Genomic DNA, 16,576 nt, shown 5'->3' on the forward strand with positions numbered 1-16,576 from the left:
GGGAACCACGCGTACCCATCCCGAACACGAACGTTAAGCCCTCCAGCGCCGATGGTACTTGGACCGAAGGGTCCTGGGAGAGTAGGACGTTGCCAAGCGAAACGAAGAACGTCTCTGATCGATTGGCCGATCAGGGGCGTTTTTATTTGTACGCCGTCCACTCCCCGAAGAGTATCGGAACGGACGGATCGAAGCAAGGCAAAGAAGCGGAATGCGGCTTAAAAATGCGTGCGGTTTATGCAGGTATTTGAAGACAAAATTAATCTTATGAATCCAGGGACCATACAAACTGCTCGCCTAATGATGCCGGACGGCCAAAGTAAAAGACCTTTCCCGAAACTGAAAAAGGTCATCTGAGAAAACCTGAGACGAGGCATAAATCAGCTTGATTATTTCCGAATCAGCAAGGGCTGGCTGTTCAGCAGGTGAAGGCGGGACAATTTCCATATTTCACGAATGGCCGATTGGAGCTCCCATACGCTGTGTCCAAGCATACGGACATGGATATCCCGTTCGGCAGTCAAGCTTGTTCCCATCAGAACTTTGGAATGAGCCGGAAATAGCTCGCGAATCCGCTTGAGCAGATGTTCACCGTCATGTTCAGAACAAAGCCAGAACGTTCCCAAATGTGTGTATTCTTCAAATGCGCCTGTGGAATGATAACGGTGAATCATCGGTTCCAGATAAAAATGATCCCAAACAGCCAGTCGTCCCTCGCGATAAATTTCCGTGTTCATTCGCAGGGATTGATATAAAAATTTTTCATCCCTATGAAGGCGCCCAGGTGTAATGATATCTGCGTAAAACAAGACTGCCTGTGGACCGAGATGGAAAACGGTGTTCATTTCCGTTTTGCTGGATGCAAAAGGAACAATCGGCTCGGGAAAATATTCAAGCAGAGAACGTTCATCAACATAAAAAGTTTGATTCAGCAGAGCCCCTTCGTGACGGGCTGGATGCAGCTTGGTGGAAGCTTGGTTGGTGAGAAACACTTTGCTTTCCGGTTCCAGCTTCATTTCGATTTGATAATGATCGCCTTCAAGCATTCCCGGTGAAGCATCCATGATGCAGACATACAACTGATCGCTGTCTTCAATTCGATGGGTCTTGGAGATTTTCATTGGAGCTTCATGAAAACGATCCGTCAGGACAGTCACACCATTGCGCACTGAAAATTTACCGGATAGACGTCGCTGGTTGTTTGTGCTGCCAGCGGACTTCATGAACGCTGGCATGTTGTCAGAAGCTGCAGGCGGAAACGGGTTTCGCAGGTTGAAATCAAGCTTCATGTGAGTGGTGCTGTCCGGTCATGTGGCTCAGCTCGTGCTCCAGCCAGAGGATTAAGTAATTGAGGCCTTCTCCGGTCATCAGGTTGGTGAGCACGTAGGGGAGCAGGCCGCGCATTTTTTCGGTGTCCTGTTTCATGATCTCAAGACTTGCTCCGACATGGGGGGCCAAATCGATTTTGTTGATCACCAGTAGATCGGAGCGCATAATTCCCGGACCGCCTTTTCGGGGAAGTTTCTCGCCTTGGGCGACGTCAATGATATAAATAAACCGGTCGACCAATTCGGGACTAAATGCAGCGGCCAAGTTGTCTCCTCCGCTTTCGATAAAGATGATGTCCAAATCGGGGAAACGGGCCTCCAGCTCTTCAATCGCTTCAAAATTCATCGATGCATCTTCCCGTATGGCCGTATGCGGGCACCCTCCGGTTTCGACTCCAATGATTCTTTCGGCGGGAAGGGCGGCTTGACGGATCAATATTTCGGCATCTTCTTTTGTATAGATATCGTTTGTTATTACGGCAAGCTGATAACGGTCGCGCAGACTTTTGGCGAGCTTTTCGACGAGCGCGGTTTTTCCTGAACCGACCGGTCCCCCGATTCCTATGCGGATTGGACGGTTAACGACATAAACGGGTGTCTCCCACTGCTCATGGGAGTGATCGGATCCTTGACACATGACGCTTCCTCCTTTTGGATAGACAAGATCTTGCAATAATGACATGGGAAATGGGAAATTTAACAGTTTAATGATTTATGACATAAATAATCGGGAATACAGGATTTCATGATTCATTGAGCGGATCTCCTGGGCAACGGAAAAAGAGTGCAGCTGTTCCACGGGAAGATCCCTGATTTTTTTCCATTCCTCTTCAATAACCGGAATCGCCCTGCGGATAATCATCTGTCCGTCTGTCTGTCCGATTGACATCAAGCGCAATGCGCTGTTGGTGACCATGACGACGCTGGAATAAAGATAACCTTTAACGGCGTCATCGACCGGCAGTTCCAAGTGATAGGCAATCCATGCATGAATAGTCGGGAGTGTGCCTATCCCGTATTCTTTGATAGAGCTTTCCAATTCGCTGAAGGAAATAAACGGATAAAGCGATTTAGCCAGACGAAGAAGACGCTTCCCCATTTTATGAAGCCCTTGTCTGGATTCAAGCGGAGTCCGTTGAACATGAATGATTTTGTCATACAGGCCCAGGCTCCACATATCGTCATTGGCAATAGCGGTATACATGCCTTTGATGGCCAGGCCCTCCAGGCGAACCCAGCTGTTATGAATCTGTGAAAGCACATAATCCTCCAGGTCTTCCATAGTGGAAACTTTCCCGTTCTGAACGTAAGTTTCCAATCCGAAAGAGTGTGAAAATCCGCCGATTGGAAGAGCGGAATCGAGCATCTGCACGTAATAAAGAAAGCGCGTTTCAAATGACACGAAAACCACCTCCTAAAATAAAAAGTATCGCTGAGCCATAGGCAGAACTTCGGCTGGCTCGCATGTAACCGGTTCACCATCGACTTTCACTTCATACGTCTCCGGATTCACCTCGATTTTTGGTGTGCGGTCGTTCAGCATCATGTCTTTCTTGCCAATGTTCCTGCAGTTCTTGACAGGCTCTATGCGTTTTTTCAGCTGCAACCGCTGGGGAATTCCGCGGTCGATCGCCGCCTGGGAGACGAACGTGATAGATGTGCTATGAACCGCATTCCCATATGCTCCAAACATGGTTCGCCCATAAACGGGTTGCGGCGTCGGTATGGAAGCATTCGGATCGCCCATTTGGGCATACGCGATGAATCCGCCCTTAATGACCAATTCGGGCTTAATGCCGAAAAATGCCGGCTTCCAAAGCACGATATCCGCCAATTTGCCTGTTTCGATGGAACCGACGATATGCGAGATGCCGTGTGCGATGGCGGGATTGATCGTATATTTGGCGATATATCGTTTGATGCGGAAATTGTCTCCGCTTCCCGCAGCTGCATCCTCAGGCAGTTCACCGAACTGCTTTTTCATTTTGTCGGCCGTCTGCCAGGTGCGGATGATCACCTCGCCAACGCGTCCCATGGCCTGTGAATCCGAGCTGATGATGCTGAAAACTCCCCGATCGTGGAGAATATCCTCTGCGGCAATTGTCTCGGGACGAATGCGCGAATCGGCGAAAGCGACGTCTTCCGGAATCGAGCTGTCGAGATGATGGCAGACCATCAGCATATCCAGGTGCTCTTCAATGGTATTGACGGTATAAGGGCGTGTCGGATTCGTCGAGGAAGGAATGATGTTGGCTTCACCCGCCAACCGGATAATGTCCGGGGCGTGTCCTCCTCCGGCTCCTTCCGTATGGTAAGTATGAATCGTTCTGCCTTTGATGGCGGCAATCGTATCCTCCACAAAGCCGGCTTCATTCAAAGTATCTGTGTGGATCGCCACTTGAACATCATACCGGTCGGCAACCGTCAAGCAGTTGTCTATTGCCGACGGAGTCGTGCCCCAGTCCTCGTGCAGCTTGAGTCCGATCGCGCCGGCTTCGATTTGCTCGGCGAGCGGCGCCGGGAAAGAGCTGTTGCCTTTGCCGAGAAAGCCGAGATTCATCGGGAACGCTTCGGCGGCCTCAAGCATCCGGTGGATGTTCCATGCTCCCGGTGTGCAGGTGGTGGCGTTCGTCCCGGTGGCAGGGCCGGTGCCTCCGCCGATCATGGTGGTAATGCCAGAGTCCAGAGCGGTCTCGATCTGCTGCGGACAGATAAAATGGATGTGGCTGTCGATCCCGCCGGCTGTGGCAATCAAGCCCTCTCCAGCAACGACCTCGGTGCTGGCTGCCACAATTAAATTCGGGTGCACGCCCTCCATCGTATCCGGGTTTCCCGCTTTGCCGATTCCCGCGATTTTGCCGTCGCGAATTCCGATATCCGCCTTAATAATACCGGAGTGATCAATAATGACAGCGTTGGTAATAACCAAATCCAGCGCAAGGCCGTCCGATGAGCCTTCCCTGGTTGTGCCGGAGGATTGGCCCATACCGTCCCGAATGACCTTGCCTCCGCCGAATTTGCACTCATCTCCATATACGGTGAAGTCTTTTTCGATGGCTGCCCATAAATCCGTATCCGCCAATCGCACGGCGTCGCCTGTGGTCGGTCCGAAAATGGAGGCATACTGCACCCTTGTCATTTTAGCCATGATCCGCCTCCCCTTTCCATCGCAGTATGCGTTCATTTAATTCCAGTGAATCCGGGGCAGGTTCCATAGGACCTGATGTAAGCCCGTTCAACCCGAAGACTCTTTTGAATCCCCTGAAGCTGACCAGCTCGACTGGTTTTTCTTCCCCCGGCTCAAACCGCACGGCAGTCCCCGCCGGAATGTTCAAGCGCATCCCGAAAGCGGCGGAACGATCAAAATGCATCGCTTTGTTCACTTCGTAAAAATGAAAATGTGAGCCGACCTGAATCGGACGATCCCCTTTATTGACTACGATCAAGGAAATCGTTTTTCGATCCTGATTGATTTCCAAATCCCCCGGCTGAATGCGAAATTCTCCAGGTATCATGCCGACCGCTCCTCTCTATCGAATAGGCTCATGAATGGTGACCAGCTTCGTGCCGTCCGGAAAGGTGGCCTCCACCTGCACTTCGGCGATCATTTCAGGAATACCCTCCATCACGTCTTCCCTGGTCAGGATGGTTCCGCCGAAAGCCATCAGCTCGGCAACGGTCGAACCGTCCCTGGCCCGCTCCAATAATTCTGAGGTAATGAGCGCCATGGCTTCGGGATAGTTTAATTTCAGTCCCCGCTCGCGTCTTTTTTGGGCCAGCTGAGCAGCCATGGTGATCAGCAGTTTTTCCTTCTCTCGATCGGTAAGGTGCATGGGCTTCCTCCTTTAATTGTTATATATGTAATAATATCTTACATATATAATTTTATCAATCATAAATGTAAAATAAATTAACATATTATTGGATATAAATATCGATTTTATATATAAAAAATGTCCAGAAATAAAGAAAATCATAATTAAAATAGTATTTATGTTATATATATTGACATAAGTGGTTTTGCGGAATATAATAAAAACACGAACATCGTAAGGATAAATTGAATCAATGTTCGGAAAAAACATAGCAATATAGCTGTCTAGGGTTCCGTTGGGTGTTTCCCGCATTCAAGCTGGTCCGAGAGACGGCGTATAAACAAAGCGGATGCGCAAAGGTCCATTTTGCTTATATAACACGGAGGGACAAAAGCCTGGGAGGACCAAATCTTCCATGGCTTTTATATTTTAAAGAGGAGGGATTGGGATGAAAAAATGGTTTCTGAGTGGATTGGCATTCCTGTTGGTCATGACGGTTATCTTTACAGGCTGCTCCAATGGAAAAGACCGAGAGGCAAGTGCGGGAGCTGAAGGGGAACCGATCAAAATCGCATTAAGTCCTTGGCCCGGTTGGTTTTTCTGGTTTTTGACCGAAGAGAAAGGATTTTTCAAAAAGCACGGCGTGAATGTTGAGCTCAAATGGTTCCCGGTGTACAGCGACTCCCTGCAGGCCCTCTCGACCGGCCAGGTGGATGCGAACAGTCAAACGTTAAGCGATACCCTGGCGCCCTTGTCTAAGGGAATCGGACTGAAGGTCGTGCTGGTGAATGACAATTCCAACGGCGGCGATGCGATCGTGGCGAAGCCCAAGATCCAATCGGTCAAAGATCTGAAGGGGAAAACGGTGGCGACGGAATTGGGGACAGTGGATCACTTCCTGCTGCTGACGGCCCTGGAGCAAAACGGAATGTCGGAGAGCGACATCAACTATGTGAACATGACGGTCAACGATGCAGGCCCCGCCTTCATCAACGGCAAAACCGACGCCTCTGTGCTGTGGGAACCTTTCCAAACGACGGCGGTTAAAGAGGGCAAGGGCAAGGTGCTGTTTTCCTCCAAACAAACCCCGGGTCTGATTCCCGACTTGCTGGTATTTCGTGAGGATACCGTAACCAAACGTCCGGAGGATGTGCAAAAAATTATCGATGCCTGGTTCGATACTTTGAATTACTTTAAGGAACATCCGGACGAATCCATAGCGATTATGGCCAAGAAGGCTGATACCTCGCCGGAGGATTTCAAGCTGGGATTGGAGAGCGTGAAAATTTTCAATCTGGACGATAACCTGAAGGCTTTTGAGCCTGCCGAAAGCTTTGAGTCGCTGGCTTATACCGGCGGAAAAACGGCGGAATTCCTCAAGAAGCTGAATATGATCGATAAGCTTCCGGATGTGTCCAAGGCGCTTGAGCCGAAATTCGTGAAAAATGTGACCGCGAGGTGATGGAGCATGGGAATGCCCAAAAAGCTCATGAAGTCGGCCGTGCTTCCGGGGGGCGGAAATCCGGCGGAGAGTGAACTGCGCGATGTGCGGCCGCGAAATCGGAAAAGCAAGCATTGGGAGATTCATCGGGATATTCATCAGAGATTGTTTTTGATGCTGTCGCTGGGGTCATTCCTGTTCGTTTTGCTGCTGTGGTCTCTCTTAAGCTATTCGGAAGCGGTGAACCAGACATTTTTGCCCAAGCCCCATCAAGTTGTTGTCGAGTTTTTTCAATTGTTAGGAACCTCAATCTATTGGGGGCATATCGGCATCAGCATGTTTCGGGTAACGGCCGGGTTTTTGCTGGCCTGCGCGATCGGCATTCCCTTGGGCATCTTTGCTGGAACGTTCAAGGTGGGTGAGGCGATCGTCGAACCGCTGATGGAGTTTGTCCGGTATATGCCCGCTGTTGCGTTTATCCCGCTGATTATGGTATGGGCAGGAATCGGGGAATGGGCAAAGGTATTGGTGATCTTCATCGGTTCTTTTTTTCAGCTGGTGCTGATGGTCGCGGACAACACCCGGAAGGTGCCGGACGATTTGCTTCAGGCTTCGTACACGCTTGGAGGCAGCAGATGGCAGGTCATTGAAACGGTGCTCATCCCTTCCATGCTTCCGAGTTTGATGAACACGCTCCGCTTGATTTTGGGATGGGCATGGACGTATTTGGTTGTAGCGGAATTGGTGGCCGTAAACAGCGGGCTGGGATATGCCATCATGAAGGCGCAGCGGTTTTTGAATACGGACCAGATTTTTGTCGGCATTATCGTCATCGGCTTGCTCGGATTGATCAGCGACCGAATCTTCGCCTTCGTCAACAAGCGTTTGTTCCCTTGGGTGTAAGGAATGAAAGACAGGAGGTGCCCCGATGGGCGGATCTTTTATGGAACCACAAGTGAAAGACCACAATCAGATCGATGTTGTCGGACTTCGCAAAGTATACAAAACGAAGCATTCCGAATTTGAGGCGCTGCACAATATCCGTCTTTCCCTGAAGAAGAACGAGTTTCTGAGCATCGTAGGCCCTTCCGGTTGCGGGAAATCCACGGTGCTGAAGCTGATTGCCGGGCTGGAGGAACCGACGGAAGGGCGGGTGCTGATTGAAGGAGAGGAAGTGACGGGGCCGGGTGCCGACCGAGGAATGGTGTTTCAAGGATATACGCTGTTTCCGTGGCTGACCGTCCGCCAGAACATCGAATATGGTCCGAAATTGCAAGGGGTGCCTATTCTGGAACGTCGCGCGATCTCGAATCACTATCTTCGCTTGATCCGCCTTGAATCCTTTGCCAACGCGCTGCCGAAACAGCTGTCCGGCGGCATGAAGCAGCGGGTGGCGATTGCCAGGGCGTTGGCCAACAAACCCAAGGTTTTGCTGATGGATGAGCCGTTCGGCGCGCTTGACGCGCAGACCAAGCTGGAGATGCAGGAAATGTTGATGGAGGTTTGGAGAAAGGAAAAAACGACGGTAGTCTTTATCACTCACGATATGGATGAAGCGATATTCTTATCGCAGCGGGTTGTTGTGATGGCCGCTCATCCGGGGCGAATTGTCAGGGAATTTCAGGTAGATCTGCCTGCAGAAAGAACGGCGGAAACGAGAGGGTATCCCAAATTCCTTGAGCTCAAACGGGAAATGATCTCATTGCTGAAGCCAGCGCATTAATCAATTAGTCATAATAGGGGAGGAAATGATCATGGGATTTTTTGATTCACACGGGCTGAATTACAAAAAGAACAATTCGGATACGACATCTTTCAATAGAGAGGATCTGCACGGAATCCAAGCCGCCTTTAAGGAAGCGACCCTTCCGACGGCGCGCGGGGAGGAGGAAATCCGAAATTCGTTGAAAAACGGTCTGGAGGCGGCCGAAAGCATCGAGGACCGCACGATTTCCTGCTTCAGCCGCGGCGAACTGCCGCATTATGCGGGAATTAACACTTTCTTGAAGATGCCCTATTTGGAAGATGTCAATCGGGTGGGCGAATATGATGTCGCGGTGATGGGCGTACCCTTTGATATCGGCACGACTTATCGTTCCGGCACACGCTTCGGTCCGCAGGCGATTCGTCGGATCTCCGCGCTGTATCAAACCTATAATTATGAAATGGGCGTCGATTTGCGCGAGCAGCTGAAAATCTGCGATGTCGGCGACGTGTTTACGATAGCGAACATTGAAAAGAGCTTCGATCAAATCAGCAAAGCGGTATCCCATGTCATGAGCCAAGGGACAATGCCGGTCATTCTTGGCGGGGATCATGCGATCGGCTACCCTTGTCTACGCGGTGTTGCGGAGAATGTTGACGGGAACATTGGGATTATTCACTTGGACCGCCATGCCGATATTCAGGAAAAAGACATGGACGAACGGATGCACACGACGCCGTGGTTCCATGCAACCAACATCAAGAATGCGCCGGCGGTCAATCTGGTGCAGATCGGGATCGGCGGCTGGCAGGTTCCCCGTCCCGGCGTAAAGGTGGCCAGGGAGAGAGGCACGACGATCATGACGATTAACGATGTGGAGAACCTCGGGATCGACAAGATCGCGGAAATGGCGCTGGAGGTGGCTTGGAAGGGCGCGAAGGCGGTGTATTTGAGCTTCGACATCGATTCCGTCGATTGCGGATTTGTGCCGGGAACCGGCTGGCCGGAGCCGGGCGGATTTCTGCCGCGCGAAGCGCTGAAGCTGCTGCAGTTGGTGGCCAAGGAAGGAATTGCCGCCATGGAGGTCGTGGAAGTGGCTCCGGCTTATGACATCAGCGACACGACGGCGCTGCTGGCGACCCGTGCGGTGCTGGATGTGCTGGCAACGATGGTGAACAACGGGAAAATAGGAGGAAAGTAAGCATGCATATACCGGACGGCTTTCTGGATACCCGAACATGGATTGCGGCCGATCTGGTTTGCGCCGCCGTGTTGAGTGAGGCGCTGCGCCGGACGCGTTTGACGGTAACACGAAGACAAGTGCCGATGGTGTCACTGATCGGAGCCTTCGTGTTCGCCGCCCAAATGATCAATTTCCCGGTAGCGGGAGCTACTTCGGGGCATTTTCTGGGAGGCAGTCTGACCTCTATATTGTTCGGCCCTTGGATCGGCTCCGTCATCATGACCGCGGTCATTCTCGTTCAGGCCTTCGTCTTTCAGGACGGGGGGATTACTGTACTGGGCGCCAACATTCTGTGCATGGGATTTATCGGGAACTTTCTAGGATATGGAATATATAAAATGCTCACGGCGATTTTTCCGGAACGTTGGTCTTTCGCTTCCTCTTTTGTATCGGCATGGTTTTCGGTGGTGGCCGGGGCATCGGCGGTATCGGTGCTGTTGTCGGTGTCCGGCACGGTGCCGCTGCCGATGGCTCTGACGGCGATGGCCGGATGGCATGTGTTGATCGGAATCGGCGAAGGACTGATCACCGCATTCGTCGTGGGCTACTTGCGGGAGAGAAATATTGTCTTCTCCGGCAGAAGCGAGTCTGCAGATTTAGGTGATACCGGTCAACAGAACACCTCAGGCGGGATGAAGAAATGGGCGGTATTGGTGCTTGCTACAATGGGTATCGTCGTGTTTTTGTCGCCGTTTGCTTCTACATTGCCTGACGGTCTTGATCGAGTGGCAATTGATCATCAATTCGCGGGAAAAGCCAAGAGCGGCTTCGTAGATGCTCCCTTGGCGGGATATCAGATCGGTTTTGCCGAAGGAAAAATTTGGGGTACGGCCGGCGCGGGTTTGGCGGGCGTGCTGATGATCATGGCGTTGCTGTACGGCTATCATCGGATAACCGCAAAAAGTCCAGCGGTAAGATGTCAAGAACCTAATTCATGAGAATTGGAAATTTATTTCGGAATAAGCCTCATGAGCCGGGGAAAATGACCATGCCGAAACAGACCCAGCAGAAAATCAAGCAAAATACCAAATTTTTACTAGTAATTCGTTTAAGGACTTTGGCAAAGGAGGCGTTAATCCTTCGCGCTGTTCACCTTCCTTCGAGGCGTGTAGAGTTGGTCGTTGCGTAGCAGCACATCGAGCAGACGCACAAGTTTTCTTGCCGTTAAGACGAGGGCGCGTTTATGTTGATGCTTGGGAACTTTCTTATACTTTTTCCGGTAGTACTGGCTTTCCTGAACTTGCTGACGAGTTTCGGATTGATTGTGAAAACTTTGGCTTTATGCTCCCTTAGCGCTGGATCCTCGTGCATGTACATCGCGGGATGCCAGCTGTAGACCGAGGTGGCCTCAAGCCCGATGTGGATTTCTTAAGAGGGTAGCTTGTCCGAAACGGCGACGATGCGGTCTCTCAGATGGGACGCACCTTGCAGATTGTTTTTCACCTTCAGCGTCTAAGCGTATCGCCTTCAGGGTTCATGAAACACGCTTCCAGTTCTTCCGAACTGACGTCAATACCGACAAATAGCTTCAATTGGAATTCCTCCTTTCTTTGAGGGATTCGGGGAACGGACTCTCCGGGATGCCTCCGGCGCACTCGCCGCTCAGTCACCCTCGCATATGAGGACACACTTCGGTTCATGAGCTGCCCCGACCCGGCTACATTGTCCAGAGACATCCTGGAAAGTCCAGTCCCAATTTTAATTTTCAAATAACAAATTGGAAATTTTGAAGGCCGCTCTCAGTCCCCTAGGGGACTGGAAATTGGAACACAAGTGCCTTCAAGAAATACTATACGAGGAGTGAACGGCATGAAGGGGCTGGCGATTGACGTTCAAGAACGGCATGGCCGAACGCTGAAGCTGGGTTCTCCGAGAATGCGAATGCTTACGGTGTTCCTTCTGTTGGCCGCAACGGTCGCAGTTTCAAGTATCGAAGTTTTGGCCGTCGAAGCTTTGCTGCTTGCGCTGGCGCTGCTTTGGATCGGAATCCCGTTTCGTTATTTGGTCTCCCGTACGCTGCTTATCCTTCCGTTCGGGCTGGGCTCGCTGATGTTTTTGCCGTTTACCCGGCAGGGCGAAGCGCTGTTCGTCATTTGGGGCTTTGCCGCTACAAAGGCAGGGGCGATTCATGCCGGCATCATTCTGATGAAAATGGTTTGCGCCAATTTGCTGATTACCTTCCTGCTGTCCACGACTCCGCTGTTTGAATTGATCAAAAGCCTGCGGACGCTAGGTGTGCCTGCGGTGCTGATCGAGATGACGGCGATGATGATGCGGTATTTCTTCCTGCTTACCGAGGATGCGGGGAGCATGATCAAGGCGCAGAAATCCAGGGGCTTATCCAATGAAGGGTGGCTGTGGAGCCGCAGCACCTACCGCCGGTTCGGACAGTTGCTCGGGGTGCTGTTTATCCGGTCTTACGGACGAAGCTGGCGGATATATAATGCGATATTTGCGCGCGGCGGCTACGACGGGGGGATTGCCTCGGGGAAAAAGGTGACAGCGGAAAGGGGGAGCTCCCGAATGATTATGGAAGTCAAGCAGGCGGAATACCGCTACGGAGACATCGCCGCCCTGAAAGGCGTGAATTTGCAAATTCCGACCGGCGGCAAGGTGGCCCTGATGGGTCCGAACGGCGCGGGAAAATCGACGCTGATTTCCTTGTTGAACGGTTTGGAGCAGCCGCACCGCGGGGAAATCTATTTTAAAGGAACGCGGATCGGACGGGGGCAATTGAACGAAATCCGGCAAAAGGTAGGCGTCGTCTATCAGGATCCGGACGATCAGATTTTCTCCGCGACGGTGGAGGAGGATGTTGCCTTTGGCCCAAGCAATATGGGTTTGCCGAAAGAAGAAGTGGAAGAGCGGGTGCAGATGGCTCTCGGGTCCGTCGGAATGCGGGAATACCGCAAGCGCTCGCCGTTCGAGCTGAGCTACGGGCAAAAAAGGCGGGTCGCGATTGCCGGTGTGCTGGCGATGAGACCTGAGGTGATCATACTCGATGAGCCGATGGCCTACCTGGATCCCAAGGGCAGAGATGAGCTCCAGTCGCTTCTGGAAGCGCTGCATTTGATGGGAATTACGATCATCGTCGCGACGCATGATGTCGATTTTGCCGCTGAATGGGCCGAGACGGTGATCCTGCTCAAGGATGGAGAGGTGCTTGCATCGGGAACGGCCGATCTATTATTTGAGGACCGCTGGATACATGCGGCGGATTTGCATTTGCCCAGGCTGGCAAGGCCGTTCCGGATGATCCGGGGTCTTCGGGAAGAAGCGAGGCCGCGAACGGTCAGGCAGGCGGCGCAAATAATTTGGCGGATGATGATGAACCGGGACTATTTTGTAAACGGCTCGGATGCCGGAGAGCGTGCCGAAAACGAAAAAAAGCGGCGGGATATTTGAAGTGCAGACAGTAAAGAAAGCATGAAAAGTATGGAAATCGGAGAAAGCAAGCGATGTGCATAAAGAGATCCAATAAAAACGAACTTTTCGGAAAAGGTTTATTCGAAACGTTCGTTTTTTTTGGTTGACATGCAGGATGAAAGCTTGATAAACTAATGTTGCGCCGATGAAGCGTGCAGAAAAAATGTAGTTTTTTGTCACATACACGAATAACACTGACTCGTACTGCGAGCGTTCGGATGTTTATTCGGTTTTATTTTGCCCTTTTTTCGAAAAACGGCCATCGCCCAACGGTTGCCGCAAATGTCCATGTCCAGCGGGTAGGCTATGAGATGAACCGCCTTTGGACTTTTTTCTTTTTGGGAAATGATTCTTCGGATATAGGCTCATAATGAATATATTGATGGAGTTTGTCCGACGGATACGAAATATGCGAATTCTTATTTTATATATTGGTTATTCCGGATAAGGGATGGCACTCCACCACTCTTAAAACCAGGAATTTGATTGAATTCTTGCGGTTAATTCCCGGTAAAGGTGGACGTAAACTTTCCGTGCTCACCCTTATCCCTCCATAACCATTCCGAATAAATTTTCGCAATACTTCTTTCGTCGGATTTTGAAGGGTTTTGTATATTTATTTGCATATTTATCGGAAGGCAGGTAGGAAGATGTCCGCTTTGGTTGGAGTTATCATGGGAAGTCAATCGGATTGGGAGACGATGAAGCGCGCTTGCGACGTGCTGGACGAACTGGGGGTCCCCTATGAGAAGAAAGTCGTTTCCGCGCACCGCACTCCGGATTATATGTTTGAATACGCCGAGCATGCGGCGGATCGGGGCATTCGGGTGATCATTGCCGGCGCGGGCGGAGCCGCCCACTTGCCCGGGATGGTCGCCGCTAAGACGGTGCTTCCGGTCATCGGCGTACCGGTTCAAACCTCGACCTTGAACGGATTGGATTCTCTGCTCTCGATCGTGCAGATGCCGGGCGGCGTACCGGTTGCGACCGTTGCGATCGGCAAGGCCGGCGCGACGAATGCGGGGCTTTTGGCCGCGCAAATTCTCGGTGTAACCGACGCCGACATCCGGAGCAAATTGATTTCGCGGAGGGAAGCCATAAGGGCTTCTGTTCTGGGAAGCAGTGATGAGCTATGAACCGATCGAATGTGATTTTGCCGGGAAGAACGATCGGCATTCTTGGCGGAGGACAGCTGGGGAGAATGATGGCTTTGGCCGGAAGGCATATGGGCTACCGGTTTGTCACGCTCGATCCCGCCGATGATTCACCGTGCGGCCAGGTCAGCGACCGCCAAATCATCGCGCCTTATCATGATGTGGATGCGGCTCGGGCGCTGATTGAAATGAGCGATGTCATCACCTATGAATTTGAGAATGTCGATGCCCAGGTGGCCGAGGTTCTCAGCCGTGAGTCATACGTTCCTCAAGGAAGCAAGCTGCTGTACACGACCCAGCATCGGCTTCGCGAAAAAAGGGCCGTGGAGGCCTCGGGCGTACCGGTCGCCCCATATATGGAAATTACCGATCTGGCAAGTCTGCAGGCAGGCATTGCACAGTTCGGCATTCCCTGTGTTTTGAAAACCGCAACCGGGGGCTATGACGGGAAAGGCCAATGGGTGCTTCGTTCGCCGGGAGAAGCGGGGGAAGCTTATGCCGAATTAAGCCGCGCAGGAACCGAGCTTGTACTGGAAAAATTCATTCATTTTGAAAAGGAATTATCGGTGATTGCCGCGCGCAGCCCGAGCGGTGAAATCAGAACGTTCCCTGCTGCGGAAAATATACATGTCCATAATATTCTGCATCAGTCGATTGTGCCCGCGCGCATCGGCGCAGAGACCGAACGCAGAGCCAGAGAGCTGGCGGAAAAGATCGCGGAAGGGCTCGACGTTATCGGCCTGATTGCGGTCGAAATGTTCCTTGCGCCCGGCGGCGAATTGTATGTCAATGAATTGGCGCCCAGACCGCACAATTCCGGGCACTATACGATCGAAGCCTGCAGAACCTCGCAATTTGAACAGCATATCCGGGCCATCTGCAATTTGCCGCTGGGCTCGACGGAGCTGACGACGCCGGCGGTGATGGTCAACGTGCTCGGAGAGCATATGGAGCCGCTGCTCAAATGGATGGAGGAGGACGACGGGAGCTTGCCCGGCGGCATGATCGCCAAGGTGCATCTCTACGGGAAAGATGAAAGCAAAATCCATAGAAAGATGGGGCATGTCACCTTGTTGACGGACCGTATCGACATTGCTGAGCAGTGGATTGAAGCATCGGGTATTTGGACAGAAAAAAATTCAAGGAATTCGGAGGACCAAACATGATTGAACGCTACACCCGACCCGAAATGGCGAAAATCTGGACGGAGGAGAACAAGTTTCGCGCATGGCTGGAAATGGAATTGAGTTCGTGCGAGGCTTGGTCGGAGCTCGGGGTAATCCCGAAGGAAGACGTGCAGAAGCTGAGGGAGAACGCCGGCTTCAATATCGACCGCATCCATGAAATCGAGCAGGAGACTCGTCATGACGTGATCGCCTTCACCCGCGCCGTTTCGGAGACATTGGGCCCCGAGCGCAAATGGGTTCATTACGGCTTAACATCCACGGATGTCGTGGATACGTCGCTCGGCTATCTTTTGCTTCAAGCGAATCGGATCATCGAGCAGGACATCGTGCGGTTTATCGAAATTTTGCGCGACAAGGCGATTGAACATAAATATACGGTTATGATGGGACGAACCCACGGCGTGCATGCGGAACCGACAACCTTCGGATTGAAGCTGGCGCTGTGGCACGAAGAGATGAAGCGCAATCTCGAGCGTTTCCGGCATGCCGCCGACGGCGTGCAGTACGGCAAAATTTCCGGCGCGGTCGGCACCTATGCGAATATCGATCCGTTCGTGGAAACTTATGTGTGCGAAAAGCTCGGCATCAAGCCGGCGCCGATTTCCACACAGACGCTGCAGCGCGACCGCCATGCCGAATATATGGCGACGCTGGCGCTGATCGCCACATCGATGGACAAATTTGCGACGGAAATCCGGGCGCTTCAGAAAAGCGAGTTCCGCGAGGTCGAAGAACCGTTCGCCAAAGGCCAGAAAGGCTCCTCGGCGATGCCGCACAAACGCAATCCGATCGGCTGCGAAAACATCTCCGGTTTGGCCCGGGTGATTCGCGGCCATATGGTGTCGGCATATGAGAACGTGCCGCTGTGGCATGAACGGGACATTTCCCATTCCTCGGTGGAACGGATCATCCTTCCCGATGCGACGATGCTCATCAATTACATGCTGAACCGTCTCGGCAATATCATCAAGAATCTGTCGGTATTCCCGGAGAACATGAAGCGCAATATCGAGCGCACCTTCGGAGTGCCGTTCTCCGGCCGGGTCATGACCAAGCTGATCGACAAAGGGTTGTCGAGGGAGCACGCATACGATACGGTGCAACCTAGGGCCATGCAGGCGTGGGAGGAGCAGCGCTCATTCCGCGAAATTATTGAATCCGACGCGGCAATCCGCGAGCATTTGAGCCTTGAGGAAATCGCTGATGCGTTTAACCCGGAGTGGCATTTGAAGCATGTCGATACCATTTTTCAAAGACTCGGTTTACATTAAGGGAGG

General features: G+C 52.0%; 15 protein-coding genes, 1 rRNA gene, 1 pseudogene and 1 riboswitch. Of the genes and pseudogenes, 10 read left to right on the forward strand and 7 right to left on the reverse strand.

Going from position 1 to position 16,576, the window contains the following annotated elements; all coding sequences use genetic code 11:
• Positions 1-98 (forward strand): 5S ribosomal RNA (rrf, locus tag VF724_RS17295); the annotation flags it as partial.
• A 291-nt stretch (positions 99-389) separates the two neighbouring features.
• On the opposite strand, the gene VF724_RS17300 is transcribed toward rrf, so the two are convergent.
• From VF724_RS17300 to VF724_RS17325, 6 genes are all read right to left on the reverse strand, one after another.
• Positions 390-1,289, reverse strand: a complete 900-nt coding sequence (locus VF724_RS17300; RefSeq protein ID WP_503473104.1) for an urease accessory protein UreD — start codon at positions 1,287-1,289, stop codon at positions 390-392.
• Entirely contained in the window at positions 1,279-1,965 is a 687-nt protein-coding gene (ureG, locus tag VF724_RS17305; RefSeq protein WP_371755495.1) for an urease accessory protein UreG, read from the reverse strand. Before ureG ends, VF724_RS17300 begins: the two co-directional genes overlap by 11 nt.
• 75 nt (positions 1,966-2,040) lie before the next feature.
• On the reverse strand, positions 2,041-2,730 hold the full coding sequence (locus VF724_RS17310) for an urease accessory protein UreF (RefSeq protein ID WP_371755496.1): 690 nt from the start codon (positions 2,728-2,730) through the stop codon (positions 2,041-2,043).
• Between the two features lie 12 nt (positions 2,731-2,742).
• A complete protein-coding gene (gene ureC / locus VF724_RS17315) occupies positions 2,743-4,476 on the reverse strand; it encodes an urease subunit alpha (protein ID WP_371755497.1) in 1,734 nt (577 codons plus the stop codon).
• Positions 4,469-4,843: an urease subunit beta gene (locus VF724_RS17320; RefSeq protein WP_371755498.1), complete on the reverse strand. Its 375-nt coding sequence runs from the start codon at positions 4,841-4,843 to the stop codon at positions 4,469-4,471. Before VF724_RS17320 ends, ureC begins: the two co-directional genes overlap by 8 nt.
• A gap of 15 nt (positions 4,844-4,858) precedes the next feature.
• Entirely contained in the window at positions 4,859-5,161 is a 303-nt protein-coding gene (locus VF724_RS17325) for an urease subunit gamma (RefSeq protein WP_371755499.1), read from the reverse strand.
• A gap of 255 nt (positions 5,162-5,416) precedes the next feature.
• Positions 5,417-5,547: riboswitch (guanidine-I (ykkC/yxkD leader) on the forward strand.
• Positions 5,548-5,591: 44 nt separating this feature from the next.
• Here VF724_RS17325 and VF724_RS17330 point away from each other — a divergent pair.
• The 5 genes from VF724_RS17330 to VF724_RS17350 are packed head-to-tail and all read left to right on the forward strand — an operon-like array spanning position 5,592 to position 10,470.
• The gene (locus tag VF724_RS17330) at positions 5,592-6,605 is read left to right on the forward strand and encodes an ABC transporter substrate-binding protein (protein ID WP_371755500.1); all 1,014 of its coding nucleotides are present in this window, start codon (positions 5,592-5,594) and stop codon (positions 6,603-6,605) included.
• A 6-nt stretch (positions 6,606-6,611) separates the two neighbouring features.
• A complete protein-coding gene (locus VF724_RS17335; protein WP_371755501.1) occupies positions 6,612-7,487 on the forward strand; it encodes an ABC transporter permease in 876 nt (291 codons plus the stop codon).
• A 25-nt stretch (positions 7,488-7,512) separates the two neighbouring features.
• Complete coding sequence (locus VF724_RS17340) at positions 7,513-8,307, forward strand: ABC transporter ATP-binding protein (RefSeq protein ID WP_371755502.1); 795 nt, start codon at positions 7,513-7,515, stop codon at positions 8,305-8,307.
• A gap of 31 nt (positions 8,308-8,338) precedes the next feature.
• Entirely contained in the window at positions 8,339-9,490 is a 1,152-nt protein-coding gene (locus VF724_RS17345; RefSeq protein WP_371755503.1) for an agmatinase family protein, read from the forward strand.
• Positions 9,491-9,492: 2 nt separating this feature from the next.
• On the forward strand, positions 9,493-10,470 hold the full coding sequence (locus VF724_RS17350) for an energy-coupling factor ABC transporter permease (RefSeq protein ID WP_371755504.1): 978 nt from the start codon (positions 9,493-9,495) through the stop codon (positions 10,468-10,470).
• 134 nt (positions 10,471-10,604) lie between these two features.
• Here the strand turns inward: VF724_RS17350 and VF724_RS17355 are convergent.
• Positions 10,605-10,763 (reverse strand): annotated as a pseudogene (locus tag VF724_RS17355) (IS110 family transposase); the annotation flags it as partial.
• Between the two features lie 578 nt (positions 10,764-11,341).
• Here VF724_RS17355 and cbiQ point away from each other — a divergent pair.
• The 4 genes from cbiQ to purB all read left to right on the forward strand — a co-directional run bounded on the left by cbiQ (position 11,342) and on the right by purB (position 16,570).
• A complete protein-coding gene (gene cbiQ / locus VF724_RS17360) occupies positions 11,342-12,937 on the forward strand; it encodes a cobalt ECF transporter T component CbiQ (protein ID WP_371755505.1) in 1,596 nt (531 codons plus the stop codon).
• A 671-nt stretch (positions 12,938-13,608) separates the two neighbouring features.
• Positions 13,609-14,094: a 5-(carboxyamino)imidazole ribonucleotide mutase gene (gene purE / locus VF724_RS17365; protein ID WP_371755506.1), complete on the forward strand. Its 486-nt coding sequence runs from the start codon at positions 13,609-13,611 to the stop codon at positions 14,092-14,094.
• Positions 14,091-15,278 carry a 5-(carboxyamino)imidazole ribonucleotide synthase gene (gene purK, locus VF724_RS17370; protein ID WP_371755507.1) on the forward strand — a complete coding sequence of 396 codons (1,188 nt, stop codon included), beginning with the start codon at positions 14,091-14,093 and terminating at the stop codon, positions 15,276-15,278. Before purE ends, purK begins: the two co-directional genes overlap by 4 nt.
• Positions 15,275-16,570, forward strand: a complete 1,296-nt coding sequence (purB, locus tag VF724_RS17375) for an adenylosuccinate lyase (protein WP_371755508.1) — start codon at positions 15,275-15,277, stop codon at positions 16,568-16,570. Before purK ends, purB begins: the two co-directional genes overlap by 4 nt.
• Positions 16,571-16,576: the final 6 nt, after the last annotated feature.

It is taken from the genome of Ferviditalea candida (assembly GCF_035282765.1).
GTDB classification, from domain to species: domain Bacteria; phylum Bacillota; class Bacilli; order Paenibacillales; family KCTC-25726; genus Ferviditalea; species Ferviditalea candida.